Consider the following 24591-nt stretch of genomic DNA (forward strand, 5'->3'; position numbering starts at 1 on the left):
CTACGGTGACCTCGTAAGCACCAACGTTCGAGGAGCCACTGTGAGCAGCAGCAACGCGCGTACGGCGATCGTCACGGGCGCATCGAAGGGCCTGGGCGCGGGGATCGCCAAGGCACTGGCCGGGACCGGCGCAGCCGTCGTGGTGAACTACCGGGAGGATGCGAAGGGCGCCGAGCGGGTCGTCGCGGGCATCACCGCCGAGGGCGGCCGGGCGATCGCGGTCCGGGCCGACGTGGCCCGCAACGACGAAGTGCGCCATCTGTTCGATCGGGCGCGCGAGGAGTACGGACCGGTCGACGTGCTCGTGAACAACGCGGCCGTCGCCGCCTTCGCGCCGCTGTCGGGCATCACCGAAGAGGAGTTCCAGCGCGAGATGACCACGAACGTCCTGGGCACGATCCTCACTACGCAGGCCCTGGCCGCGCAGGACGACATCGGCGCCGCATCGATCATCAACGTCTCGACGGCCGGCACACTCACCCACCCGCCGTACGCCTCGCTCTATGTCGCGTCCAAGAGCGCTGTCAACGCGTTCACCATCGTTGCGGCCAAGGAGCTGGGCCCGCGCGGCATCCGGGTCAACGCGATCATGCCCGGACCGTCGGACACCGAGGGCACCAGGGCCATGGGACTCCCCGGCTCGGCCCAGGAAGCACAGGCGATCGCCGGCACCCCGCTGGGCCGAACGGGCACCCCGGACGACTACGGCCCGCTGGTGGCTTTCCTGGCTTCCGACGACGCGCGCTGGATCACCGGGGATGTCATCCTCGCTTCCGGCGGCATGCGCTGACGTCCCGTCCGTTCGGCTCCGGGCTCCGGGCTCCGGGCTCCGTCGGCTACGAAACAACGGTGCTGGTCGCAGCCGTCAATGAGTGGCTGTGACCAGCACTTTCGAAACACGCCCTGGACACACCACAGCGCAGGAAGTCGGCCAGCCCGACTTCCTGCGCCAAACCAACGGGACCCAGCCGGCCGACACCAACTGGAAGAAGTCCAGCTACCGCACCTCTGCATGAATGAGTCCAAGGGATCCGGGTCGGCCACAACGAGGCTGACTGTGCCTGCTCAGTCCAGGCGCCGCCGGTAGTAGGCGATCGTGACGACCGCGAGCAGCGGCCCCCACAGCAGCAGCGGGGCGTAACAGGCGTCCATCACGACGAGTGCCGCCCCGGTCGGGGCTCCCTGCGCCCCTCCGAAGCCGCCCGCCCGGGGGATCGTCAGCAGCATCACAACGGCCGCGCCGAGCAACGCCGGAATCACCGCCGCCAGCGGCGCGACACGCTTCCCCCCGATCAGCGGGATCCAGCCCGGCACCACCTCGCCCCAGGGCTTGACCAGCCCGAGGGTGAGCAACGTGAGCCCTTCGGTACCCAAGCTCATCGCGATGCACATGACGCTGAACCAGCCGGGGATGTCCAATCCCGTGGTGTTGAACCCCACCGGCATGCCGACCCCCATCGCGATCCGCCAGATCCCGGACGGCACAGCGGTGAGTGCCGCAATGTGCGCGACTCGGACCACCCAACGGGCAGGAGGCCGACTCTCGGAGGCGGCAGCGGCTGTCGGTGTCCCAAACGTGACCATGGCCCCATGCTGTCCCGCGGTCCGCCCCGCCGAATCATGCGCAAGGTCCAACTCGACTCCCCCGCGCGGAGGATGCAGAACCCCGACTTCGACCGGACAGCCGCCGACGCCCCTTGGACTCATTCATCTGGACACACCACAGCGCAGGAAGTCGGCCAGCCCGACTTCCTGCGCCAAACAACGGGACCCCAGCCGGCCGACACCAACTGGCAAAAGTCCAGCTACCGCGCCCCTGGCCCATTCGAGGCCGGAAGATAGCCAACAAACCGGGGCCGCCCGGCACCGAAGTGCGCCGGGCGGCCTCGGCGCCGGGACGTCCGCGGCCCCAGCGGCCTCAGCGGCCTCAGCGGCCTCAGCGGCCTCAGCGGCCTCAGCGGCAGAGGGCGGCTTCCACCAGGCCCTCGACGTGCTTCATGGCCGCCGGGTCGGCCGGCCGGTTCGTCACGGCGATGTTCGCCGCAGCGCTGCCGTCCTCCGTGACGCCGCCCCGGGTCTCGTAGCCCGGGAAACTGCCACCGTGGCCCCAGTAGAGCCCGCCGCCGCAGGGCAGGGGCTTGCTCACGAGGCCGAGCCCGTAAGCGGCGCCGGGGCCGAGGTAGTCGGCGGGGACGGTCTTCTTCATCTCGGCGAGCTGGGCGGGCCGGAGCAGGTCGCCGTGGAGCAGTTCGGAGAAGAACCGGTTGAGGTCGGAGTTGGTGGAGATCATCTGACCAGCTGCCCAGCCGAAGGACGGGTCCGTCTCCGTGACGTCGCCCAGCGGCGCGTCCGGGGTGTCCCGGTAGTAGCCCTTGGGGTGCGGCTCGCGGATGGTCACGTCGCCGGGGGCGGGGAAGTAGGTGTGGCGCAGGCCGATGCGCTTGACGATGCGGCGGTCGATCTCCGCCGCGAGCGGGCGGCCGGTGACCCGTTGGACGATCAGTCCGGCCACGATGTAGTTCGTGTTGCTGTACTTGGACCGGTCGCCCGGGGCGAAGTCGGCCTTGAACTTCAGTGCGGTGTCGAGGAGGTCGCGCGGCTCGTAGTAGCGGGGCGGGACATCGCCCTTGAGGTAGTCCGGGAGCCCGCTGGTGTGCTGGAGGAGCTGACGGACGGTGATCTTTCGCCCGTCGATGCCGTCCCCGCGGAGGAGGCCCGGCAGGTAGGTCTCGACGGGTCCGTCGAGGTCGATCTTCCCCTCTCCGACCAGTTGCAGCACGACCGTCGCCGTGAACGTCTTGGTGTTGCTGCCCATCCGCACCTGACCGTCGACCGGGACCTTCGCCTTGGTGGCCAGGTCACCCACCCCGGCGGTGTAGTTGCGGGCGCGGCCGTGCCCCTTCTCGACGGTCGCCAGCGCACCGGGAATGCCGTCGTCCCGCACCAGCGCGTCGAGGCCCTGCTGGACGATGTCCGGCTTCGGCGCCGCGAACGCCGCGGTCGGGGCCAGTACCCCCGTCGCCAGGGCACCGACGGCCATGGCGGCCACCAGGATCTTCCGGTGCCGGGACGGATGGACGGTCTGCCGCGCCTGCTTGCGCATGTGTCAACTCCGGTTGTTCGTCGAGGGAAACGGCGGATCGCGCCGTTACCCCCACCCTCTCCGGAACAAACCACCTGCGACGATGCTGCTACCCACCCGGTCTTGGGTGGGGTTATCCCCCTATGTCCGCAGGAGTGCGGGTTCACGGCAGCACGGCCACCGCCTCCACTTCCACCAACTGGTCGTTGAGGCTTCCTTGTCAGCGGACCTGGTCGCTCTTCGGCCCGATGCCTCCGACCCTGGCCGGAGTTCCGTCCGGGGCGAACGCGTGGTGGAAGGTGAAGGCGTGCGGCGCGGAGCCGTGGTCGTGGAGGTGTTCCAGCCTCGAAACCCCGTCCTGCCAGGTGGGTATCGCTCCGTCGGGCACCCACCAGAACGCGTAAGCCGGGCGTCCTGTCCTCTCGAACCAGTCGTAACGCCTGTTCAGCGCCTCGCGGTGCAGGCCGGTGTAGATGGCGTCGAGGGCGGAGCGCAGGTCGGTCCAGAGGGAGAGGGTCGCGGCCAGGGCGGTCGTTTCCGCCGTGCAGCCCTTGCCGTACCAGGCCGGTACGGCGAACTCCCCCCATGCGCCCCAGTCCAAGTCGAAGTGCGTGCCCCGGCCGCCGTCTGCCGCTTCGGCATGGGCGAGGTACCCGGGGTGCTCGCTGATCTTCCGGTAGACGGCCTCGCCGGTGTCGTGGAGTTCGCGCGTGAGAGGCGCGGGATCGGCGAGAGGTGACTTCAGGACGCCGAACGTGTACAGCGCAAGATGAGGAATGCGTCTCTCCCTGGTTGGGGGTGCATGGCGTGGGCCCGGCCGCGGGCGGCTCAGCCCGGAGGAACTCCCGTACGACCGTGGGCGATCGCCGAGGACCAGGTGGAAGATAGCCGCCTCCGCGACCCCTGTCGAAGTTGCGTTTTCCCCGCCAAAATGGCCTCTTGCACCGGCCGTTGCGGGCGCGGGCGGCGTCGAGGTCCTCGGCGAAGAACGGGTCGGCCTCCTTCGCGTGCACCTGTACGGGCACGCCGCCGGGCCAGTCCGTGCCGAACTCGCCCGGGTTTCCGCTGTGCCCGTTCCTACGGCCCGCGCACCGCTAACGTCGAGCCCGTGATCGTATGGCTCAACGGCACCCACGGCGCGGGCAAGACCACGACCAGTGCACTCGTGCAGCAACTGATCCCCGACTCCCGGGTGTTCGACGCCGAGAAGGTCGGCGAGACACTCATGGACATCACGCCGGGCCTGCCCGGGACGGACAACTTCCAGCACTGGCCGCCGTGGCGGCCACTCGTAGTCGAGACCGCCCGCCACGTGCTCGACTACACCGGCGGGACTCTGGTGATGCCGATGACCGTCCTGGTCGAGCAGTACTGGCGCGAGATCAGCACGGGCCTCGCCCACCACGCCATTCCGGTGCGGCACTTCGTCCTCCACGCCGACCAGGAGACCCTCCGCGGCCGCATCGCGGGGGACACTGTGGTCGGCCCCAACTCCCGGTTCCGCCTCAACCACCTTGAGCCCTACGCCGAAGCGGCCCGTACCTGGTTGCACGCCGAGGCCGAGGTCGTCGACACCACGCACCTCACGCCCGCCCAGGCCGCCCTGCAGATCGCAGAGGCCGTCAGGAGTTGAGGTCCGCCCGCCACCCGCAACAAGAAATGGCCTTCCGGTGTCGAGTAGCGCGAACAGCCTCCACCAGGGACCGGCTCAGCCCGCCCAACGCCCGACCGCGCAGGAAGTCGGCCGGCCCGACTTCCTGCGCAGCCCCGGCGCAGGATCAGACGCTGCCCGCCTTTTCCTCGACCAGGACGGCGCCGGATGCCGGTTCGGGCTTGCGCAGCGGGAGCTTGGACCAGCGGAACGGAGCCAGCAGCAGGCCGAGGTAGGAGTCCGGCAGGCGGACCTGGTCGGCCAGGCCGATGTCCTCGGGCGGCATCCGGTCACCGGGCAGGTAGAAGGTCCCGAACAGCAGATCCCACAGGACGACCTTGCCACCGAAGTTCTTGTTGGCTTCGCGCAGGTCCCGCGAGTGGTGCCAGCGGTGCCCTTCCGGTCCGGGCACCAGGTAGTTCAGCGGGCCCAGCCGGACGTCCATGTTGGAGTGCATGGTGACGCCGTGGCAGTTGTAGAAGGTGAGAAGGATGATCAGGCCGGAGATGCTGTGCAGCGTCCACCCGGTCAGGGCCAGCGGGAAGACGATCGCCACGTCGTCGAGGAAGAAGTCGATGGGGTGGAACCGGGCGGAGTTGAGCCAGTAGAGCCGCTCCGAGCTGTGGTGCACCGCATGGAAGCGCCAGAAGACCCGCGAACCGTGAATCCACCGATGCATCCAGTAGTAGAAGAACTCTCCCACCAGGAGCGCCAGTGCGGCCTGGGCGACGGGAGGCCAACTCGTCGGCCACAACGTGCTGTCCAGCTCTTCGGACAGCAGGACGGATCCGGCGAACAGGACCGAGAGGAACAGCGGCTCGATCAGCCGGGCGACCACCAGCAGGGCCACCAGGCTGGAAGTGGCGTCCGAAACGACGTCCTTGCGCGAGCGGTTCCAGCCCTCGTAGAACGGCTGGACCCGCTCCAGGACGGCCACGTACACCGAGGCGAAGAGGGTGACCATCGGCACGATGGCCCACTGCGGGAACGAGGTGTCGACCAGGGTGATGGATGCCCCGAGTGTCAGCACCATGAGGATCGGATAGCTGAGATAGCGGATGGTGAAACGCAGGGTTCTGCGTGCGGCGCCGAGGTCTCTTTCGGTTGCTAATTTCATTCCTGATCTCCCCCTGGACTTCTTCGGACTTCTTCTGCACCCCTCCGCTCGGGACGGGCAGGTATTTATTGGCTTCCGGCCATCTGCTGCCATATCCGAACCGGCCCAAGCGACGCGAATCCGTTTTCCTCGGCGGCCGCCAGCTCCGCGTCCCGCTCGTATCCGACCAGGTCGATTCCCGGCGCCTCTTCGTGAGCACAGGAGACGAGACCGGCCCATGTCCGGGAAGATTCCTCCGGGGGGCCGAAGACGTTCGTCACCCCCGCCACACCATGGCTCAGGTGAAGCACGGCTCCCGCCACCAGGCTGTCGCCCGAGAATCCCCCGAGGAAGATCACGCCGTCATCGAGCAGAAGGGATTCGGGGAACGTGTTCACCGACGTGTCGCCGCCCGCCCATGCCTGCTCCCACGTACGCAACTCATCGGTCCCGGCGATACGCCGCCACCGCTGGTCGGCACCGTCCCGTGACGCCACCTGCGCCGCGGCCGCGACCGCAGCCGGCCGATGGATCCACTCCGCCTCGATGAGAATTCGATAGTTCCCCGGGAGGAGGTCGGCGTTGGCGAAACTGTCCTTGACGAAAAGCGGCCCCAGCGGTGCCTCCCGCAGGACGTCGAGAACCTCAGAGCCGGACATCGACGGGCTCAGAATCACCAGATTCGGGTAGTACGTGAGGCTCTTCTTCAGATTCACCCACGCGACGTCGGAGAGTTCTCCGGAGAACCCGTGCGCCCGACACATCGCCTCGCACCAGGACGAGTTGTTTCGGGCGGCGGCGAGCAGCATCGGCGCCACCGGGGGGTCGGCGGCCGCAGTCCGGCCATGGCCGAACCATCCCACCGCGAAGTCCGCAACCGAGCGAACGGATCGGCACCAACGGACCCACGACTTCGTAACGTCCACCAACTCCCTTTCGTCATGGCCGACTCCGCAGCCGGCCGGCTTCCGCACCGCCGACCCTTCGAAAGGGATGGGTCCTGTCCGGGAAATCCCCTGACGACCCAGGCCGAGCGCCTTCAACGACCTTCTTGCACATCGGTGTTGCGCGGCGCTCCGCTATGATCGCCCCTGCTCATGACCACGTCAAGATCCTTCCCGGGGGCATCCTGCGACACCCGCACACGCCCGCCGGCGTCGACGCAGCCGTGGACCGGAAGCGCGGTCGGGCCGACAATTCCCGCGCGCACCCGCGGTTTCGTGCACCAGAATGCCCGCATGGAAACGGACACCGTCGCGGAACTGGTCTCCCAGGCACTGTCGGCAATGCGCGCCATCACCGCCTCGGACGACCCGGACGACCACGACGGCTGGAACGAGTACGGCCCGCTGCTGTGGCGGGCGTCCGCCGACGCGGCGGCACTTCCGCTCGGCCTGGAACTCATCGGCTCCGCCGATCCGATCGAGCGCGCGACAGGCTGCGACCTGCTGCGCGACACCATCCACCACCACGAGGCAGTCCGCACCGAAACGGCCACCGCGCTCGTCGCCCTCGCCCAGCGGGAGACCGACGAGCACGTGCTGCGCGCCCTGGCACGCGCGATCGAGAAGACGCACGACCCGCGCGCCGTCCCCGTCCTCGTCACCCTCGCCGGGCACCCCGACGCCGAGGTCCGTGAGGGAGTGGCCCGCTCGTTCGCGGAGGTCCTCACCGGCCTGCCGGACGGGCCGGACATCCGCACCCTCATCGGGCTGACCCAGGACCAGAACCCGCACGTCCGCGACTGGGCGACGTTCACCCTCGGCGTCCAGTCCAGGGCGGACAGCCCCGCGATCCGGGCCGCGCTCTGGGAGCGGACGGCCGACGAGCACGACGAGACCCGCATGGAAGCAATCCACGGACTGGCCAGTCGGCACGACCCCCGCGTCGTCCCGCTCCTGGCCGAACTGATCGGCAACCCCGAGGGCGCACACGTCCTCACGTTCAGCGCGGAGCCGATCACGGGCGACCCCGAACTCCTGCCGCCCCTCCCGGAGTACGAGCCCGGCGACGACTGGACCACCGACGCCGTGAACGCCTGCAACCCGGTGCGGCGGGCCCGCCTGGACGCCTTCGCCTGGGAACTGGTCTGCACGCTCCACCGGCTCCGCCCCGACCTGGACGCCGCCGTCTCGATGGAACGCTGCGGCTGGGGCCGCTCCCTCGACATCCACGCCGCCCCGGAGTCAACGGGCTACGACATCGAGGCGCTGCTCACCCGCGCGGACGGCGACCCCACGCGCGCCGCCGAACTGGTCTCGACCGACCTGCCGAGGATCCAGCCCGCCTGATCTAGCCCTTGGTGCCCCTGCCGCGCAGGAGGTCCGCGATGCGCGCGTCGACCTGCTCGCGGTCGTAGCCGCGCCGCACGATCTCGAACGCCGGCGGGGGCGGCGGTGAACCGGCTTCGGACAGGGCGCTGAGGTAGCGGTCGACTTGCTGGCGCTCGTAGCCACGCCGTACCAGGTCAAAGCCACGGAACTCTGGCGTTGTTGACACTTCGCGTGTCCTCCCACCTTCTGTGTCCACGTTGATCGCCATGGCACTGGCGACGGAAACGCCGGTGCGGCCACCGGTGCCCACCCACCGACAGGCGGCGCCCGAAGATATCAGCGCCGTACGCGGGCAGTCTCCGGACCGTCGGAACCCGTCAACCCCGCCCCGTCAGCCCCGCCCCCTCCGCTCGGGTCGCAGCGGCAGCACCCCGCGGACGCGCCAGCCGCGGGCGTGCGGGCCGGCCGACAGGTCCCCGCCGAGGGCGCCGATCCGCTCGGACAAGCCGGCCAGGCCGGTGCCCCCACCGCCGGGGCGGCGGGCAGGCAGACCGCCGGGGCCGCCCTGCCGCCCGCTGTCGGTGACGGTGACCCGCAGGGCGGGGCCCGGGACGCCAACCACCTCCACCTCCAGCCGGCCCGCGCTCGGGGCGTGCCGGCGGACGTTGGTCAGCGCCTCCAGGACGACGCGGTAGGCCGCGTCCTGGATCGCGCGCGGGGCGGCCCCCGCCAGGCCCGGCTCCAGTTCGAGGGAACCGCCGGTCGTGCCGGACGCCAGGAAGCGGTCGACCACCTCCGAGAGGTCGGCGAGGCCGTGGACCTTGGTCGGCGGCGGTTCGGCGAGCGCGGGCGCCTCCGGGTCGCGCAGGGTCTGCAGGGTGTGGTCCATCGAGTCCAGCGCCCGCAGGCCGGCCGCCTCCAGGCGGGACAGGAGCTCCCTGTTCTCCTCTTCGTCGTAGGCGCTGACCTGCGCGGCCTGGACCTCCAGCAGGATCCCGGTCAACTCGTGGGCGACGAAGTCGTGGAGATCCCTGCCCACGTCGAGCCGCTGCTCCCGGCGGGCCCGCTGGACGGCGCGGGCCCGCTGGTTGTCCTGGCCCCGCAGGTAGAGCCCGACGCCGACGGCGCAGGCCACCGGGAACATCGCCATGGCGACGGCGACCACCGACGGTTCGAGGACCGCCTGCGGCCGCCGGAGCGTGAAGCGCAGCGGGAGCGCCATCAGCGCGAGCGCCAACGCCGAACCGACCAGGGCGGCTTGGCGGACCGGCGCCCGCCGGATCACCCTCCCGGCCAGCACCAGCATGGCCGCGAACTCGACCGGGAGCCACGACAGCACCAATCCCTGCGGTCCGGGATGGACGGCGTCCGTGACGAGCGAGAGCCCCGCGACCAGGCCGGCCGCCAGGACGGGGGCGACCGGGCCCAGCGGCCGACGCAGGATCGCGGTCGCCATCGCCGCGGCGGCGACGACGGCCCCGGTCCACGCACTCGGTGGGGCGATCGCCGCCGGAGCCGCGACCACTGCCGTCGCCGCCGCACACACCGCGCGGCGGCGACGCGTGTCAGGCATCAGTTCGGTCTGCACGGGCCGAGCCTACGCACGACGGAGGAACGGTGCGCCCCCCAGCACATGACGGATCGTCAGGCATCTGCCGTTCGGCAGAGCAGCACTGGTCGATCGACTCCCCGAAGAGCCGCACGGGGCACCGACTTGACCGGCCCAGGGTGGGTCCTTGACCTTTCCGAGGTCGGCCACGGCATTGAGTTCGGTCCGCGGAGTCCACCGTTCCGGGGCGGTGCGTGAAAAGGCGTCAAGACCTCCCGGCCCGCCATATGGATTCCGTATGGAGTCGCGAGACGGAGGATTCCGGAACCTACGATCCATCCTTGCCGACCAGAAAGATGAATCCGATATGAAACCCCTCTCCCGCCTCAAACGCGCCCTGGCCTGCGGGATCGCCGCAGTCGCCATGGTCTCCGGCCTGACCGCACAGGCCCAGGCCGCGCCGGAGCCGCCCCTCCACGCGGACAAGACCTGTGGAACCCCGGCCTCGCCGGGCGGCGGCAACTGCATGACCGCGCTGATCAGCTCCGCCTTCGACACGATCAGGCTCATGCGCAACGCCGCCAACCTCAACAAGCTGGACAACGCGGAGTTCACCCAGAGCACCGCGTCGAAGTTGAGCGCGAAGTTTCCCGGGTTCAACGTCATGGTGTTCAAGACCGTGGGCACCGACCTGTATGACACCGAGTGGTTCAAGAACGAGTACAAGTCCGACATGAAGGGGGTGTTGATCGACACCACCTACAAGCTCAACCATTTCCTGGACAAGGAGAAGAAGGAGCCTTCCGGCTACGACATATTCCGGATCTGGGTTTTCCAGGGGGACTCGACCCTCCGCAACCGCGGCGACGGCGGGTACATGAACTGGGCGTTCATCGGCAATGACGGCGACACCGTCAAGAAGGAGCCGTGGACCTGCCGGGCGGGCACCGCGCGGCCGTACAAGTGCGACGGCGACGTGCGCAGCATCCACTTCCCCGCGCGGTCCGGCTACGGCACCAGGACCGGCAGCCTGACCCCCGACTCCAGCCCCGGCTACCACGCCTGCCTGGACGTCAACGGCAACGGCAACGCGAACGGCACCCCCGTGCAGATGTGGGAGTGCAACGGCAGCGACGCCCAGAAGTGGACGTACAACGGGTACAAGCTCCAGGCGGCCAACGGCAAGTGCCTCGACCTGGAGGCCAACAAGACCGCGAACGGGACCAAGCTCCAGGTCTGGGACTGCCTGGAGATCCCCGGTCAGCGCTGGAACATGTCGGCCAGCGGCGGTTTCCGGCACATGACGGACATGGACGACCGGTCCAAGGACGTCTGCATCGACGACTTCAACGGCCGGACCTCCAACGGCAGCACCGTGGCGGCCTGGGCCTGCGGCTCCGAGGACCGGCGTGACGCGCCCAACCAGAACTGGGCCTGGGGCGGCACCCCGCCGACCACCAACCCGCCCACGCCCGGCGGAGGCGGCGGCAACAACGGCGCCGACGTGTACCTGAAGCTCGACAACGGTCTGGGCGCCGTCCCGGTCAGCGGCTCCGCCGGCGCGTCGGTCGTCCCCGGCCTCCGGGGTGGCAACGAGTCCAAGTGGAAGCTCACCTCGGTCGGCGGCGGTCGCTACCGGATCACCAGCTCGTACGGGCTGGAACTCACCGAGAACGGCAACTACATGGCTGAACTCCAGCCGTGGAGCAACTCCTCCCAGCAGAAGTGGGAGCTCGTCGGAGTCGGCAACGGCAAGTACCAGATCCGGATCTCCGACGACGACTGCCTCGCGCACGACGCCGACTTCAAGCAGCTCGGCGTGTGGACGTGCAAGTCGGGCTGGCAGCAGGCGTGGGTGCTGGAGTCCACCTCCGGCGGCGTGATCACCCCGACCGACCCGACCACCCCGACGAAGCCGGACCCGAAGCCCAAGCCGGACCCCAAGCCGAAGCCGGACCCGAAGCCGGACACCAAGCCGACCGTCCCGACCGAGCGGCCGCTGTTCCTGAAGCTCTCCAACGGCCTGGGCGCGTCGGCCCCCACCGAGACCTCGACCTGGGGTGCGCCGATCGTGGGCGGGATCCTGGGGTACAAGGGGTCCACCTGGACGATCAAGCCGCTGGGCGGGGACCGCTACCGGATCGTCAACGACCTCGGGTACAACCTCACCGAGAACCCCGACACCTACGTCGCCGAGCAGCAGGCGTGGGGCGGCACCTCCAACCAGAAGTGGCAGTTCGTCGGCCTCGGCAACGGCAAGTACCGGGTCCAGATCGACGACGACAACTGCCTCACCCACGACTCCGACTTCAAGCAGCTCGGGGTGTGGAGCTGCGAGGGCGGCTGGAAGCAGGAGTGGACCTTCCAGCTCCTCTGACCGGCCGCACCAGGCCGCAGTCACGACGAAGGACGAAGGGCGCCAGCCGCGTACGGTTGGCGCCCTTCGGTCGTTCTTCTCAGCCGACGTCCCGCCCGGAGGCGGAGTGGTAGCGCAGGCCGTCCATCAGGAGGTCGAGGAGGCGTTCCATCCGGGCGTGGTGCTCGGGGGTGGTCGCGGCCATGGACAGGCCGCTGAGGCTGAACAGCACGTCCTCCGGTTCGACGTCGGCGCGCAGCACGCCCGACTCGGCCCCGGCCCGCAGGAGTTGCGTGATCGCGGCGGTCAGCATCGCCCGGCTGTGCGAGAAGGGGTTCCCGCCGGAGGCTATGAGCGCGCGCAGCGCGTCGGACATCCCGCGCTTGGTGGTCATGTAGCGGACGAAGCCGTCCATCCAGGCGCGCAATGCGGCGTCGGGTTCCGTGCCGTCCAGCAGCTCCGCGGCGGAGTCGCACAGCTTGGCGAGTTCGCTGCGGTAGACCGCCTCGACGAGTTCCTCGCGGGTGGCGAAGTGCCGGTAGAGGGTGCCGATGCCCACGCCGGCCTCCTTGGCGATCGCCCCGAGCGTCGCGTCCGGCCCGTCCTGGGCGAAGGCCCGTGCGGCTACTTCGATCAGTCGGTCGCGGTTGCGGCGCGCGTCGGCGCGCAGCGGCCGGGGGTCGGCGGTGGTCACGGCTGGTCCTCCTCGGGTTGCAAGCGGAGGATCCTCCGCTTAACCTGGAGACATGCGGAGGGCCCTCCGGTTTCCACTCTACCGGCCGCACCCTCCCGCGCACCCCAGCTCCGGTCACCCAACCAGACGGGAACGATCATGAACGCCAGCGCCCCGCGCCTCACCACCCCCTTCGGCGCCGAGTCCACCGCCGCCGAGGTCATCTCCGGCGTCGACCTGACCGGCCGCCGCGCCGTCGTCACCGGCGGCGCCTCCGGCATCGGCGTCGAGACCGCACGCGCCCTCGCCTCGGCGGGCGCGCAGGTCACCCTCGCGGTCCGCAACCTCGACGCCGGCGCCCGCACCGCCGAGGACATCACCGCGACCACCGGCAACAAGGACCTCCGGGTCGCGCCGCTGGACCTGGCCGACCAGGCCTCCGTCGCCGCGTTCGTCGCCGCCTGGGACGGGCCCCTGCACATCCTGGTCAACAACGCCGGCGTGATGGCCTCGCCCGAGCTCCGCACGCCGGAGGGCTGGGAGCTCCAGTTCGCCACCAACCACCTCGGGCACTTCGCGCTGGCCACCGGCCTGCACGCGGCCCTGGCCCGGGACGGCGGCGCCCGCGTCGTGGCCGTCAGCTCCAGCGCCCACCACCGCTCCCCCGTCGTCTTCGAGGACATCCACTTCCGCGAGCGCGCCTACGAGCCCTGGTCCGCCTACGGCCAGTCCAAGACCGCCAACGTCCTCTTCGCGGTCGAGGCCGCCAAGCGCTGGGCGGCGGACGGCATCACCGTCAACGCCCTGATGCCCGGCGGCATCCGCACCGCCCTCCAGCGCCACGTCTCCGAGGAGGAGCTCGACCGGCTGCGCGCCCAGGCCGCCAACGGCGCGGAACTGCTGTGGAAGACCACCGAGCAGGGCGCGGCGACGTCCGTCCTGCTCGCGGCCTCGCCGCTGCTGGCGGGCGTCAGCGGCCGCTACTTCGAGGACTGCAACGAAGCCGTCCGCGGCGAGCTCAGCGCCCGCAGCGGCGTCTCCGAGTACGCCCTCGACCCCGAGGCGGCCGCCCTGCTCTGGCAGGTCTCGCGCGACACCCTGGGCAGCCGCGACTGACGGCCCGCAGCAGAACGCCCCGCTCCCCCCTACTCACTGAGGGGAAGCGGGGCGCGGAGCGCGGGAAGCGAGGCGCGGGAAGCGGGGCGCGGGGCGGGCCCGTTACCTGCGCGGCCCGGCCAGGGCGTAGACCCCGGCGCCGGTCACCAGCAGGGCCACCGCGGTCCAGGTCGACGCCTCCGTGCCAGGGGGGTAGGACATCCAACCGAACGCCTTCCCCACGGTGTTGGGCGGCAGCGGCGGGGAGAGGACGGCGAACGCGAGCCAGGCGGTCGGCAGGGTCCAGGCGAGGTGCGCCCCGCACACCACCGCCCCGAGCGCGGCCAGGCCGGCCAGGCCCGCGGTGTCCCGGACGACGACCTCGGTGGGGGCGAACCTCGGCCCCACCGCCTGGACCGCCAGCAGCGCCGCACCCGTGACCAAGCCGATCAGCAGCGCGTGCGCCGCCCGGCGGGGCGCCCACCGGATCGCGGCCGTCCTGTCCAGTGCGGCGTCCTGCCCGCCGAGCCCGACGGAGCCGGCCGCCACGCTCGCGGCGAGCACGAAGTACACGATCGGGTTGATCGCGTCCGCGTCCATCCCATCCGTGCCGCCGCCCCGGTTGAAGGCCCACACCACCAGCGCGGTGAGCGCGACCGCGGCGGCCGACGTGGACACCTGCCGTGAACGCGCGTACAGCATCAGCCACCTCATCGCGACGCTCCCCCGGCCAGCTTCGGAACCTGCTTGTACCCCTCGCAGGAGAGCGCGGCGGCGTGCAGCTCGACGATCCGCGAGCGCTGCTCGGCCGGCGGCAGCGCCATCAGCTTCTGCCACGCGAGGTCGGCCTCGGCCCAGGTTTCGAGCGCGTACCGGCTGGTGCCCTTCTCCTGCAGCGGTTGGAGCTGGGTGTCGTGGAGGGCCCAGCTCACGGCGATGCTCTGGGCGGGGATGTCGTGGCTCCCCCCGCCCTCCTTGTCGTTGTCCGGGTAGCAGCTCGGCGCCAGGCCCCTGGCGATCAGCGCGCGGGTCAGCTTGTCACCCTTCGCATCGGCGAGCATCCGGTCGTTGAAGTCGACCAGCAGCACGTCTGCGGAGAGTTCGCGTGGCGCGGCGAGCTCGTGCAGCGCGGTGTCCTCCCGCACCGAGGTCGGCGCCTTGTCGCCCAAGGCGTCGTGCAGCACGGGCATCGCCTCCTTGCTGCGCTGCGCGAGCTCGGCGAGGTGTGAACGGCTCGCCTGCGTCACGCACACCGGCCCGTCGCACACCAGCGCCGCGGCGGCCTTGTCGACGACGTAGGTGTCGCGCGCGGCGGCCGGGAGCACCAGCAGGGCCAGGCCCAGGCCGGCCAGGACGGGAGTCACCGCGAGCAGCCGCGCCCGGCGGGTCACGGCCGCCAGCAGCGCGAAGCCGGTGGCGAGCAGGCCGAGCAGCCAGAGCGTCTGGCCGAGGTGGACGGAGCCGGACAGGGTCAGCAGCATCTGCCGCGGCTCCACGGTCGCCGGGGACAGCTGGGCGAACCGGTTCGACACCCTGCCCGTCGGCACCGCCGCTTCGTTGTTCATGCGCAGGAACAGGCCCGTCCCCACGAAGACGATCACCACCAGGGCCGGCGGCGTGAGGGTGGAGGGCAGCGCCCGCGCGACACCCATGCCGAACACGGCGCCAGCGACCAGGGCCAGTGCCGCCACCAGCGAGATCGGCAGCCAGCCGAGGGATGCGTAGGTGGTCGGACCGGCCGCCACCTGGACTCCGCCCACCAGAACCAGCAGACCGAAGCCCACCGCCAGCGCGAGCCCGATCGCACCGGCCGGCAGCGCCGCACGGCGCCAGGCCGGCAGTGGCGTGGTCGTCAGCAGCTCGGTCATCCGCGAGCGGGATTCGCGCAGCCCGTACACCGCCCCGATGCCGATCACGAACGGCCACCAGAAGGCCAGCAGGGACCGGGTCCACATGGCCATGGTGCTCCACTGGGCCGTCCACCCCGCGGTGCCGTGCCACCAGAGCGCGTCGAACGGGAAGAAGACCGCCAGGCTGCCGGCCAGCACGACGATGCCGGCCCACGGGGCGGCGGAGCGCCTCAGCTCCGTCCGCAGCACACGTCCGTTCACCAGGCGCTCCCCTGCTGGCCGGAGTTGCGGAGCAGCGCCGAGTAGCCGCGCTCCAGGGGGCTGTCGCCCGGGTGGTCGGCGCTGCCGGCGGCACCGAGCTCGTCCGGCGTGCCCTGGAAGACGAGGCGGCCGTCGGCGAACAGCACCACGTCGGAGCAGGCGGCCGCGACGTCCTCGACCAGGTGGGTGGAGACGACCACGCAGGTGTCGCGGCCCAGGTCCTGCAGCAGTTCGCGGAAGCGCAGCCGCTGCGCCGGGTCCAGGCCGGCCGTCGGCTCGTCCAGCAGCAGCACCGCGGGGGAGTTGACGATGGCCTGGGCGATGCCGGCCCGCCGCACCATGCCGCCGGACAGGGTCTTCATCCGGTGGTCGGCGCGGTCCGCCAGGCCCACCCGTTCCACGGCCCGCTGGACGGCCCCGGGGATGTCCGCCTTCGGCACCTCCTTCAACCAGGCCATGTACTCGACGAACTCGCGCACCGTGAAGCGCTTGTAGTAGCCGAAGTCCTGCGGCAGGTAGCCGATCTGGCGGCGCAGGGCCCGGTGGTCGCCCACCCTGCCCCCCAGGGAGGTGCCGAGCATCTCCAGTTCGCCCTCGGTGGGGCGCAGCACGGTGGCCAGCGTCCGGATCAGGGTGGTCTTGCCCGCTCCATTGGGCCCGAGAAGCCCGTGGGCGCCGATGCCCAGGGAGAGGTCGAGCCCGTCGACGGCCATCTTGCTCCGTCCGACGCGTACCCTCAGGCCGCTGGCCCGGATCTCCCAGGCGTAGGTCTTCGGCGCGGTGTCGGCCGCGCTCGCCGTATACGTCATGCGATGGTCCCTTTCCAGGGTGGACATGGGTTTCACAGCGTTGAGTACGCGTCCCTGCGGGTGATCACGGCGCAGACGCCGAGCGCGAGGAGCAGCCCCCACACGGGCAACTGGTCGCGGTGCAGGGCGAGTTCGAGGACTGCGGGGATGCGGCCGGTGACGAACGTGGGCACCACGACGGCAGCGCCCCACGCGGCCACCAGCCCCACGGCGGCGCGGGTCACGCCGACCACGCTGCCCAGCGCCAGGGCGGTGGAGGTGAAGGCCAGGGAGGGCAGCAGCCACTGCGCGGCCGTCGTGTTCCCGGTCAGCCATCCCCCCAGCAGGAGCCCGGGCACGACCACCACGAGGACCGCGGTGGTGCGCCTGAGCAGCAGGGCCAGGCCGGCCCGGGCGGTCGAGGCGGTCAGTTCGTGCGCCGGGTCCAGACCGCGCGACCACGATGCGGCGACACCGCACAGCGGCAGCACGGGCGCGATCAGCGCCACCATCGAGGAGCCGCCGAAGACCTTCGCCGGCGCGGCCACGTCCAGCAACATCGCCATCAGGGTGACGACGGCGGTCATCGCCAGCCACGGGGTCATGGCCGGTGTCAGCCAGGCCGACACCCAGGTCGGGCGGTGCCGCCTCCGGTGCGCCCCGACGGCCGCGTCCAACTGCGCGTCCAGACCGGCCCGGACGGTGTCGACGAGCGCGGCGACGCCGGGCGCCTCGGTGGCCACGGAGGCCGCCAGCAGGCTCCGACACGGCGCGCACGTCTCCAGGTGGGCCTCCAGTGCCCACACCGTGTCCGCGGCCATCGCCGTGTCACCACGCGCGTAGTCGTCGATCAGCCGCCTCGACGCGTGTTCCGCGTTCATGCCAGCGCCTCCCGCATCGCGATCCGGGCCCGGCGGGCACGGGTCTTGACCGTGCCTTCGGGCAGTCTGAGCAGGACGGCGGTCTCCCGGACGGAGAGCCCGTCGAGCACCGTCGCCTGCAGTACGTCTCGAAGTTCCGGCGCCAGCCGCCGTAGGGCGTCGCCCACGTCGCCGCCGACGGTCCCGGCGAGCGCCTCCTCCTCCGCCGCGGGCACCACGGCCCGCTCGGCGGCGGCGACCGGCGGTTCGGCGTGGTGGGCACGGCGCCGGAAGGCGTCGACGAGGCGGCGCGCCGCGATCGTCCACAGCCACCCGACGGCCGTCCCGCCGACGGCGCTCCCGGCGAACGCGCCGGCCGCGCGCCACACCGCCAGATAGGTCTCCTGCATGACCTCGGCGACGATCTGCTCGTCCGCGCAGCGGCGGCGCAACCGCACCGCCAGCCATGGCGACGTGCGCCGGTACAGCTCGTCGAACGCCGCGCGGTCACTTCTGGCGATCAGCCGGACGAGGCGTTCCTCGTCCAGCTCGTCCAGTGCTCTCCTGCGTGATCTCACACCAGCCAGACGCCCGCGACCGCACGCAGGTTCTGCATTCGACGTGACCTGCGTCACATGAAAGCAGCGCAGGAAGTCGGCCTACCCGACTTCCTGCGCTGCGGCGACCTCGACGCCCGGATCAGGCACCTGCGGTGGCGAGCACCCCGCCGCCCTACCGGTCCTCGGCCGTCCGCGCCAGCAGCGCGATCTCGGCCGCCACCGCCTCCGGCTCGGCCGCGACGGTGATGTCGAACACCGGCAGCATGTCCCGAACCGGCCTGGCCGACACGAGGACCACCCGGTACCGGCCCGCTCGCACTCCCCGATCGCCACCGGCGCTCCAACCTCCCGAAAACCGCTTGCCGGGCGGACGACGGCCCCCGTACCGTCGCCCGGCGTGACCCCGACCCTGCGTACCGATCGCCTGCTGCTCGACCCGTACGTCCTCACGGACGAAGAGGACTTCGTGACGCTGTTCCAGGACCGGGAGGTGTCCCGGTGGATGGGCGACGGCCCTCAGTCCGAGGCCGAGGACCGGGCCCTGTTCGGCCGCATCTTCACCCAGGTGTACGCCTCGAACCGGTTCGACGTCTGGGCCGTCCGGCAGGGCGGCCGCCTCGTCGGGCACGCCGAGATCAAGCCCACCACCGTGGCCGAGGGCTTCGAGATCGTCTACGCGCTGGCCCCGGAGGCGTGGGGCTGCGGCCTGGGCACCGAACTGGCGGCCGCGATCGTCGACTACGGCTTCACCGCCCTGGGGCTGGCCGAGGTGCACGCGACGGTCGCCGACGCCAACCTCGCTTCGCTGGCGCTGCTGGGCAGGATCGGCTTCCGGCACGTCCGCGACATCACGGAGGACGACGGCAGCACGACCCGCCTGCTCACCCGGGGCCGCGCCGATGCCGCCGGGGCCGCCTCGCCGTAGCCGTCCCGCCGAAGCAGGAAGGCCGGAGCGAACGCTCCCCCGATCGGGGGAGGCCCCCCATGAGCTGCGCCGCAATACTGGTGATCATGATCAGGGGAATCCGGCCGCTGCTGCGCGGCTCCACGTACTCGGGTGTGCTGTTCGCCTTCTTCGGCGCGCTGGCGAGCCTGCCGCTACTGCCGTTCGCGATGCTGCCGATGATGGCCTGGCCGGCCGGCCCCTACCTCGCACGGGCGGTGCTCACCCTGCTGTTCTGGGCGGCGCTGCTCGCCGTGGTCGGGCTGGCCCGCACCACCCGGCGGGTGCTGATCGGCGGCGTCCGCCGGCTGCTGAGGGTGCCGCTGCCGGATCCGGCGTCCGGCGCCCGGGCGGCGGACACCCCCGGCTCCGACCGTTGGCGCACCCCGCTGTGGCTGCTGCTGCACGTGGCGCTGGGCTGGGTGGGGGGCCTGGCGAGCCTCGTGCTGCTCGGCGCAGCCGTGGCCCTGCCCGGCGGCTGGGTCTCCGGTGATGCCCGGCTGAGCTGGCCCGGCCGGTCGGTGCAGCTGACGGGCGTCTGGAGCTGGGTGGTGGCGGCGGTCTGCCTGCTGCTGGCGCCGGTGGTGTGCGCGGCGGTGGCGGGCGCGCTGCGCGGTCTGGCCCCGAAGCTGCTGGGTCCGTCGGCGGCCGAGCGGCTGGCGCTGGCGGCGGAGCGGGAGCGCCGGCTGGCCGAACGCAACCGGCTGGCCCACGAGTTGCACGACTCGATCGGGCACACCCTGACGGCGGCCACGATCCAGGCGGCGGTGGCGGGTGAGGTGCTCTCCGCCGACCCGGTGGCGGCGCGGGCCGCCATGCGCAGCATCGAGGAGTCGACCCGGGCCGCCCTGGAGGACCTGGACTACGTGCTGGGCGCGCTGCGCGAGGAGGAGTCGGGGGCGGCCCCGGCCCGGACCTTGGCCGACCTGCCCGAGCTGCTGGAACGGTTGCGGCACGCCGGCGCGGTGGTGGAGCCGGAGCTGTCCGGCGAGCTGGCGCAGGTGCAGGGGACGCTCTCCCGGGCGGCGTACCGGATCCTCCAGGAGGGGCTGACGAACGCGCTGCGGCACGGAGCGGGCGGCCCGATCGAGGTCCGGGTGGCGGCCGGGCCGGACACCCTGGAGCTCAGCGTGGCCAACCGGACCGGGGCGGGCCCGCGCCAGGGCGCCTTCCCGACCTCCGGCCACGGCCTGCCGGGTCTGGCCGAGCGGGTCCGGCTGCTGCACGGCGAGATCGAGGCCGGGCCGGACGGGCCCCAGGCCTGGCGGCTGGCCGTACGGCTGCCCGTACGGTTGTCGGCATGACCGGCCCAGATCCCACCGCCGCCGCGCCCGACGCCCCGAGCAACGCCACCGGCACCCCCGTCACCCTCCTGATCGCGGACGACGACGAGGTGACCCGCAGCGGCCTGCGCACCCTGCTCGCGGTGCAGCCGGGGATCACGGTGGTCGGGGAGGCGGCCGACGGCGTCGACGCGGTCGAGCAGGCGCAGCGGCTGCGGCCGGACGTGGTCCTGATGGACGTACGGATGCCGCGCCGCAACGGGATCGAGGCCACCCGGCAGCTGCTGGCCGAGTCGGCCGCGCCGCCGAAGGTCGTGGTGATCACCACCTTCGAGAACGACGGCTACGTCACCGCCGCGCTCAGCGCGGGGGCGAGCGGGTTCGTGCTGAAGCGGCTTCCGGTGCGGCAGATCGCGGAGGCGGTGCGGGTGGCGGCGGCCGGGGAGGCGATCCTCTTCCCGGCGGCGCTGCGCCGGATGGTCTCCGCCCGCCCGCTGGACTCCGCCGAGGCGTTGCCCCGGGCGGCGTTGACGGTGCGGGAGGAGGAGGTGCTGCGGTCGATGGCCACGGGCCAGTCCAACCCGGAGATCGCGGAGTCGCTCAGGGTGAGTCTGGAGACGGTGAAGACGCACGTCGGGAACGTGCTGACCAAGCTCGGCGCGCAGAACCGGACCCACGCCGTGGTGATCGCGTACGAGTCCGGCCTGGTGGTGCCGGGGCTCGCCGGCTGACCCGGCCCGCCCCGACACCCGCCCTCGGTCAGGAATCCAGCTCGCCGAGGAAGTCCAGCGCGATGGCCCAGGCCCGCTCCGCCGCCTCGGCGTCGTAGTCGGCCAGCTCGGTGTCGGTGAACAGGTGCCCGGCGCCCCGGTAGCGGTGCACCTCGACGTCGGCCCCGGCCCGCCGCATCCCCAGGTACCAGGCGTTCAGCCAGTCCTCGGTCTCGAACGGGTCCGGCTCGGCGACGTGCAGCTGCACCGGGATCTCGGTGGCCGCGTCCTCGCGCAGGTCGGAGGTGCCGTGCAGGAGCAGCAGGCCGCGGGCCTTGTCGTCGGCGAGGGCGAGGTTCTGCGCGAGCGAGCCGCCGAGCGAGAAGCCCGCGTAGACCAGGCCGCCGTCGGACAGCGGAGCGGCGGCGGTGACGGCCCGGCGCAGCAGTTCCTCGCTGCCGCCGACCTCCTCCTGGTACGCCAGTCCGGCCTCGATGTCGTCGAAGGTCCGCCCGTCGTACAGGTCCGGGGTGTGCACGGTGTGCCCGGCGGCGCGCAGCCGGTCGGCGGCGGCGTGGACGGCGGAGCGCAGCCCGAGGGCGGAGTGGAAGAGGACGATCTGGGCCACGGTCGGGGTCCTTCGGCAGCTGAGGGCGGGTACTCCCCCATGATCCCGCATGATCCGGCGACCCGACTTCCCCGGCCCGCCCGCCCCGACTTCCCCGGCCCGCCCGCCCCGGCCTCCCCCGCTCGCCCGCCCCGGGCAACCACACCCGCCCGTTCCACGACGGATCGTCAGGTCACCTGATTTACCTACGCTTTACTAACGGGTAACCTTCCGGACGTGAACGATCTTGTCCATGACATGACCCCTGCCCACCCGCGCCGCCGCCAGGTCCTGAAGGCCGGCGCGCTGGCCGCCGGCGCGACCGCCGCCCTCCCGATCGCCCTCCCCACCCCCGCCGAAGCCGCCGAGCCGGCCCAGGCCACCCAGACCGCCCAGGCCGCCCAGGCCGCCGGAGCCGCCCCAACCGCGCAGGCCCCCGAAGCCGCCCCCCGCTTCCTGCACGGCATGGCCTCCGGCGACCCCCTCCCCGACGGCGTCCTGCTCTGGACCAGGGTGACGCCCCGCCCCGAGTCCCTCCCCGGCTCGGGCCTCGGCCCCGACACCGAGGTCCGCTGGGAGCTGGCCGCCGACCAGGCCTTCACCCGCGTCGTCGCGAGCGGCACGGTGACCGCCACCGCCGCCGCCGACCACACCGTCAAGGCCGACGTCCGCGGCCTGACCCCGGACACCCCCTACTGGTACCGCTTCACCGCCACCACTGGTACCGGTACCGGCAGCGCCGTCTCCCCCACCGGCCGCACCCGCACCACCCCCGCCACCGACGCCGCCCTCTCCCGGCTGCGGTTCGGCGTCGCCTCCTGCGCCAACTGGGAGGGCGGCTACTTCTCCGCCTACCGCCACCTCGCCGCCCGCGGCGACCTGGACGCCTTCCTCTTCCTCGGCGACTACATCTACGAGTACAAGACCGGCGAGTTCTGCGCCCGCGGCACGGTCGTGCGCCCGCACGCCCCCGCCCACGAGATCCTCACCCTCGCCGACTACCGCACCCGGCACGGCCAGTACAAGACCGACGACGACCTCCAGGCCCTGCACGCCAAGCTCCCGACCATCGCGATCTGGGACGACCACGAGTTCGCCAACGACGCCTGGTCCGGCGGCGCCGAGAACCACACCCCGGGCACCGAGGGCGCCTGGGCCGACCGGATGGCCGCCGCCAAGCAGGCCTACTTCGAGTGGATGCCGGTCCGGCCCTCGATCGCCGGCACCACCTACCGCCGCCTGCGCTACGGCAAGCTCGCCGACCTGCACCTGATGGACCAGCGCTCGTTCCGCTCCCAGCAGGCGAAGACGGGCAGCGGCGCCGTCGACTCGGCCGACCGCACCCTCACCGGCCGCGCCCAACTGGACTGGCTCAAGGCCGGGTTGTCCGCCTCCGACACCACCTGGCGACTGATCGGCAACGAGGTGATGATCTCCCCGGTCGCCTTCCTCTCGCTGCCCGACTACCTGCTGCGCCCGCTGGCCAAGCTGCTCGGCCTGCCCGGCGAGGGCGTGGCGGTCAACCCCGACCAGTGGGACGGCTACACCCACGACCGCCGCGAGCTGCTTGGCCACCTCAAGACGAACGGCATCACCAACACCGTCTTCCTGACCGGCGACATCCACTCCGCCTGGGCCGCCGACGTCCCGAACGAGGCCGCCACCTACCCGCTGTCCGGCAGTGTCGCCACCGAGTTCGTGGTCACCTCGGTGACCTCCGACAACGTCGACGACCTGCTGAAGGTCGCCCCGCAGACCGTCTCGCTGGCGGCCGGCACCGCGATCAAGGCGGCCAACCCACACGTCAAGTGGGTCGACCTGGACTCGCACGGCTACGGGGTCCTGGACATCACCCCCGAGCAGACCCAGATGGACTACTACGTCCTCTCCGACCGCACCCGCAAGGACGCGACCAGCAGCTGGACCCGCTCCTACCGCACCCGCACCGGCACCCAGCGGATCGAGCGCGCGAACGCCCCGATCGCCTGACCCCAGCCCTGACCCCGCCCTGCGCCCCACCCCGGTCACCCACCCCGGGCCCGCCGCACCCCCGCGGCGGGCCCGCAGCACAACGGCCCTACGACACCACGTCCTTGCGCGCGAACCCCCGGAACGCCAGCGCGAGCAGCACCGCCGCGTACGACAGCGACAGCGAGACGCCCTGCACCATGCCGCCCCACTCCAACTGCGGCTGCAGGGCGTCCGCCCAGGCGTACTGCCAGTGCGCGGGCAGCCACTCCCGCAGGCCCCCCAGCGCCGTGACGGCGTCCAGCACCCCGGTGATGATCGACGCGAACACCGCCCCGCCGACGGCGCCCAGCGGCGCGTCCGTCGCCGTGGAGAGCCAGAACGCCAGCGCGGCGATCACGATCTCGGCGAGGAACACGTACGCCGCCGCGACGGCCAGCCGGGGCAGCGCCTCCCCGGCCGAAAGGCTGGCCCCGGTGGGCAGCTTGAGGTCCCCCCAGCCGTACGCGGCGGTGCCGACGACCAGCCCGATCAGCGGCAGCATCGCCACCGCCACCGCCGAGAACGCCAGCCCGACCGCGAACTTGCGGGCCAGCAGCCGGGCCCGGGGCACCGGCGCGGCCAGCAGGTAGCGCAGCGAGGACCAGCTCGCCTCGGAGGCGACCGTGTCGCCGCAGAACAGCGCCACCGGGATGACCAGCAGGAAGCCGGTGCCCACGAACAGCATGGTGGCGGCGAAGTTGGGCCCGGACGCGGTGGCCAGGTCGATGAAGGTGGTCCGGTCGGGGCGGCTCGGGGTGCCGCCGATCTGGAACGCGGCCAGCATCACGAACGGCAGGGCGGCCAGCACCGCACCGATCACCAGGGTACGGCGGCGCCGCAGCTGGCGCATCGCCTCCACCCGCAGCGGCAGCGTCCGGCCCGCCCGGTACCCCTCGGCGTGGTCCGCCGACACGACGCCGCTCACGCCATCACCCACCTCGCTG

At 71.9% G+C, this 24591-nt stretch carries 25 protein-coding genes; 10 read left to right on the forward strand and 15 right to left on the reverse strand.

Annotated elements, in window-relative coordinates; translation table 11 throughout:
• The first annotated feature begins 40 nt into the window (after positions 1-40).
• Both ACFWPI_RS17940 and ACFWPI_RS17945 read left to right on the forward strand, forming a co-directional pair.
• Positions 41-790, forward strand: coding sequence for an SDR family NAD(P)-dependent oxidoreductase (locus tag ACFWPI_RS17940; protein ID WP_380376321.1), 750 nt, complete (start codon positions 41-43; stop codon positions 788-790).
• A gap of 88 nt (positions 791-878) precedes the next feature.
• Positions 879-1016, forward strand: a complete 138-nt coding sequence (locus tag ACFWPI_RS17945) for a hypothetical protein (protein WP_380376318.1) — start codon at positions 879-881, stop codon at positions 1014-1016.
• Positions 1017-1065: 49 nt separating this feature from the next.
• Here ACFWPI_RS17945 and ACFWPI_RS17950 read toward each other — a convergent pair whose 3' ends face one another.
• The 3 genes from ACFWPI_RS17950 to ACFWPI_RS17960 form a co-directional block, all read right to left on the reverse strand.
• Positions 1066-1485: a hypothetical protein gene (locus ACFWPI_RS17950; RefSeq protein ID WP_380376316.1), complete on the reverse strand. Its 420-nt coding sequence runs from the start codon at positions 1483-1485 to the stop codon at positions 1066-1068.
• A gap of 469 nt (positions 1486-1954) precedes the next feature.
• Entirely contained in the window at positions 1955-3103 is a 1149-nt protein-coding gene (locus tag ACFWPI_RS17955; protein ID WP_380376313.1) for a serine hydrolase domain-containing protein, read from the reverse strand.
• 199 nt (positions 3104-3302) lie between these two features.
• Positions 3303-3860 carry a DUF3291 domain-containing protein gene (locus ACFWPI_RS17960; protein WP_380376413.1) on the reverse strand — a complete coding sequence of 186 codons (558 nt, stop codon included), beginning with the start codon at positions 3858-3860 and terminating at the stop codon, positions 3303-3305.
• A gap of 330 nt (positions 3861-4190) precedes the next feature.
• Between ACFWPI_RS17960 and ACFWPI_RS17965 the strand changes: the two genes are divergently transcribed.
• On the forward strand, positions 4191-4715 hold the full coding sequence (locus tag ACFWPI_RS17965) for an ATP-binding protein (protein WP_380376310.1): 525 nt from the start codon (positions 4191-4193) through the stop codon (positions 4713-4715).
• 145 nt (positions 4716-4860) lie between these two features.
• Here the strand turns inward: ACFWPI_RS17965 and ACFWPI_RS17970 are convergent, their stop codons facing one another.
• Entirely contained in the window at positions 4861-5850 is a 990-nt protein-coding gene (locus tag ACFWPI_RS17970) for a sterol desaturase family protein (RefSeq protein WP_380376308.1), read from the reverse strand.
• Positions 5851-5915: 65 nt separating this feature from the next.
• Positions 5916-6755, reverse strand: a complete 840-nt coding sequence (locus tag ACFWPI_RS17975; protein WP_380424897.1) for a hypothetical protein — start codon at positions 6753-6755, stop codon at positions 5916-5918.
• A 312-nt stretch (positions 6756-7067) separates the two neighbouring features.
• Here ACFWPI_RS17975 and ACFWPI_RS17980 point away from each other — a divergent pair, with 312 nt between their 5' ends.
• On the forward strand, positions 7068-8120 hold the full coding sequence (locus tag ACFWPI_RS17980) for a HEAT repeat domain-containing protein (RefSeq protein WP_380376304.1): 1053 nt from the start codon (positions 7068-7070) through the stop codon (positions 8118-8120).
• A 1-nt stretch (position 8121) separates the two neighbouring features.
• On the opposite strand, the gene ACFWPI_RS17985 is transcribed toward ACFWPI_RS17980, so the two are convergent.
• Positions 8122-8370, reverse strand: a complete 249-nt coding sequence (locus ACFWPI_RS17985) for a hypothetical protein (RefSeq protein ID WP_159398405.1) — start codon at positions 8368-8370, stop codon at positions 8122-8124.
• Positions 8371-8493: 123 nt separating this feature from the next.
• Positions 8494-9675, reverse strand: a complete 1182-nt coding sequence (locus ACFWPI_RS17990; protein WP_380424900.1) for a sensor histidine kinase — start codon at positions 9673-9675, stop codon at positions 8494-8496.
• Between the two features lie 343 nt (positions 9676-10018).
• Between ACFWPI_RS17990 and ACFWPI_RS17995 the strand changes: the two genes are divergently transcribed.
• Positions 10019-12028, forward strand: coding sequence for a ricin-type beta-trefoil lectin domain protein (locus ACFWPI_RS17995; RefSeq protein WP_380372101.1), 2010 nt, complete (start codon positions 10019-10021; stop codon positions 12026-12028).
• A 79-nt stretch (positions 12029-12107) separates the two neighbouring features.
• Here the strand turns inward: ACFWPI_RS17995 and ACFWPI_RS18000 are convergent, their stop codons facing one another.
• The gene (locus ACFWPI_RS18000; protein WP_380372104.1) at positions 12108-12701 is read right to left on the reverse strand and encodes a TetR/AcrR family transcriptional regulator; all 594 of its coding nucleotides are present in this window, start codon (positions 12699-12701) and stop codon (positions 12108-12110) included.
• A gap of 138 nt (positions 12702-12839) precedes the next feature.
• On the opposite strand from ACFWPI_RS18000, the gene ACFWPI_RS18005 reads away from it, so the two are divergent.
• Entirely contained in the window at positions 12840-13796 is a 957-nt protein-coding gene (locus ACFWPI_RS18005) for an SDR family NAD(P)-dependent oxidoreductase (protein ID WP_380372107.1), read from the forward strand.
• Between the two features lie 102 nt (positions 13797-13898).
• Here the strand turns inward: ACFWPI_RS18005 and ACFWPI_RS18010 are convergent, their stop codons facing one another.
• Genes ACFWPI_RS18010 through ACFWPI_RS18030 form a run of 5 tightly spaced genes read right to left on the reverse strand, consistent with a single transcriptional unit; the run spans position 13899 to position 18112 of the window.
• Positions 13899-14489, reverse strand: a complete 591-nt coding sequence (locus tag ACFWPI_RS18010) for a hypothetical protein (RefSeq protein ID WP_380372110.1) — start codon at positions 14487-14489, stop codon at positions 13899-13901.
• Complete coding sequence (locus tag ACFWPI_RS18015; RefSeq protein ID WP_380372112.1) at positions 14486-15886, reverse strand: hypothetical protein; 1401 nt, start codon at positions 15884-15886, stop codon at positions 14486-14488. The genes ACFWPI_RS18010 and ACFWPI_RS18015 overlap by 4 nt, the downstream gene beginning before the upstream one ends.
• A complete protein-coding gene (locus ACFWPI_RS18020; RefSeq protein WP_380372115.1) occupies positions 15883-16695 on the reverse strand; it encodes an ABC transporter ATP-binding protein in 813 nt (270 codons plus the stop codon). Before ACFWPI_RS18020 ends, ACFWPI_RS18015 begins: the two co-directional genes overlap by 4 nt.
• Positions 16696-16727: 32 nt before the next feature.
• Entirely contained in the window at positions 16728-17555 is an 828-nt protein-coding gene (locus ACFWPI_RS18025; RefSeq protein ID WP_380372116.1) for a zf-HC2 domain-containing protein, read from the reverse strand.
• The gene (locus ACFWPI_RS18030; protein ID WP_063347220.1) at positions 17552-18112 is read right to left on the reverse strand and encodes an RNA polymerase sigma factor; all 561 of its coding nucleotides are present in this window, start codon (positions 18110-18112) and stop codon (positions 17552-17554) included. Before ACFWPI_RS18030 ends, ACFWPI_RS18025 begins: the two co-directional genes overlap by 4 nt.
• Positions 18113-18491: 379 nt before the next feature.
• Here ACFWPI_RS18030 and ACFWPI_RS18035 point away from each other — a divergent pair, with 379 nt between their 5' ends.
• From ACFWPI_RS18035 to ACFWPI_RS18045, 3 genes are all read left to right on the forward strand, one after another.
• Positions 18492-19019, forward strand: a complete 528-nt coding sequence (locus ACFWPI_RS18035) for a GNAT family N-acetyltransferase (protein WP_380372119.1) — start codon at positions 18492-18494, stop codon at positions 19017-19019.
• Between the two features lie 86 nt (positions 19020-19105).
• Positions 19106-20341 carry a sensor histidine kinase gene (locus ACFWPI_RS18040; RefSeq protein WP_380372125.1) on the forward strand — a complete coding sequence of 412 codons (1236 nt, stop codon included), beginning with the start codon at positions 19106-19108 and terminating at the stop codon, positions 20339-20341.
• Positions 20338-21051 (forward strand): response regulator, encoded by a 714-nt coding sequence (locus ACFWPI_RS18045; RefSeq protein WP_380372128.1) that lies wholly within the window; start codon positions 20338-20340, stop codon positions 21049-21051. Before ACFWPI_RS18040 ends, ACFWPI_RS18045 begins: the two co-directional genes overlap by 4 nt.
• A gap of 28 nt (positions 21052-21079) precedes the next feature.
• On the opposite strand, the gene ACFWPI_RS18050 is transcribed toward ACFWPI_RS18045, so the two are convergent.
• Positions 21080-21709 carry a dienelactone hydrolase family protein gene (locus ACFWPI_RS18050; protein WP_063347223.1) on the reverse strand — a complete coding sequence of 210 codons (630 nt, stop codon included), beginning with the start codon at positions 21707-21709 and terminating at the stop codon, positions 21080-21082.
• 186 nt (positions 21710-21895) lie between these two features.
• Between ACFWPI_RS18050 and ACFWPI_RS18055 the strand changes: the two genes are divergently transcribed.
• Positions 21896-23626: an alkaline phosphatase D family protein gene (locus ACFWPI_RS18055; protein ID WP_380372234.1), complete on the forward strand. Its 1731-nt coding sequence runs from the start codon at positions 21896-21898 to the stop codon at positions 23624-23626.
• An 88-nt stretch (positions 23627-23714) separates the two neighbouring features.
• Here the strand turns inward: ACFWPI_RS18055 and ACFWPI_RS18060 are convergent, their stop codons facing one another.
• Positions 23715-24572 (reverse strand): ABC transporter permease subunit, encoded by an 858-nt coding sequence (locus ACFWPI_RS18060; protein WP_363368425.1) that lies wholly within the window; start codon positions 24570-24572, stop codon positions 23715-23717.
• Positions 24573-24591: the final 19 nt, after the last annotated feature.

Origin of the sequence: Kitasatospora sp. NPDC058492 (assembly GCF_042720685.1) — a bacterium.
Classification (GTDB): domain Bacteria; phylum Actinomycetota; class Actinomycetes; order Streptomycetales; family Streptomycetaceae; genus Kitasatospora.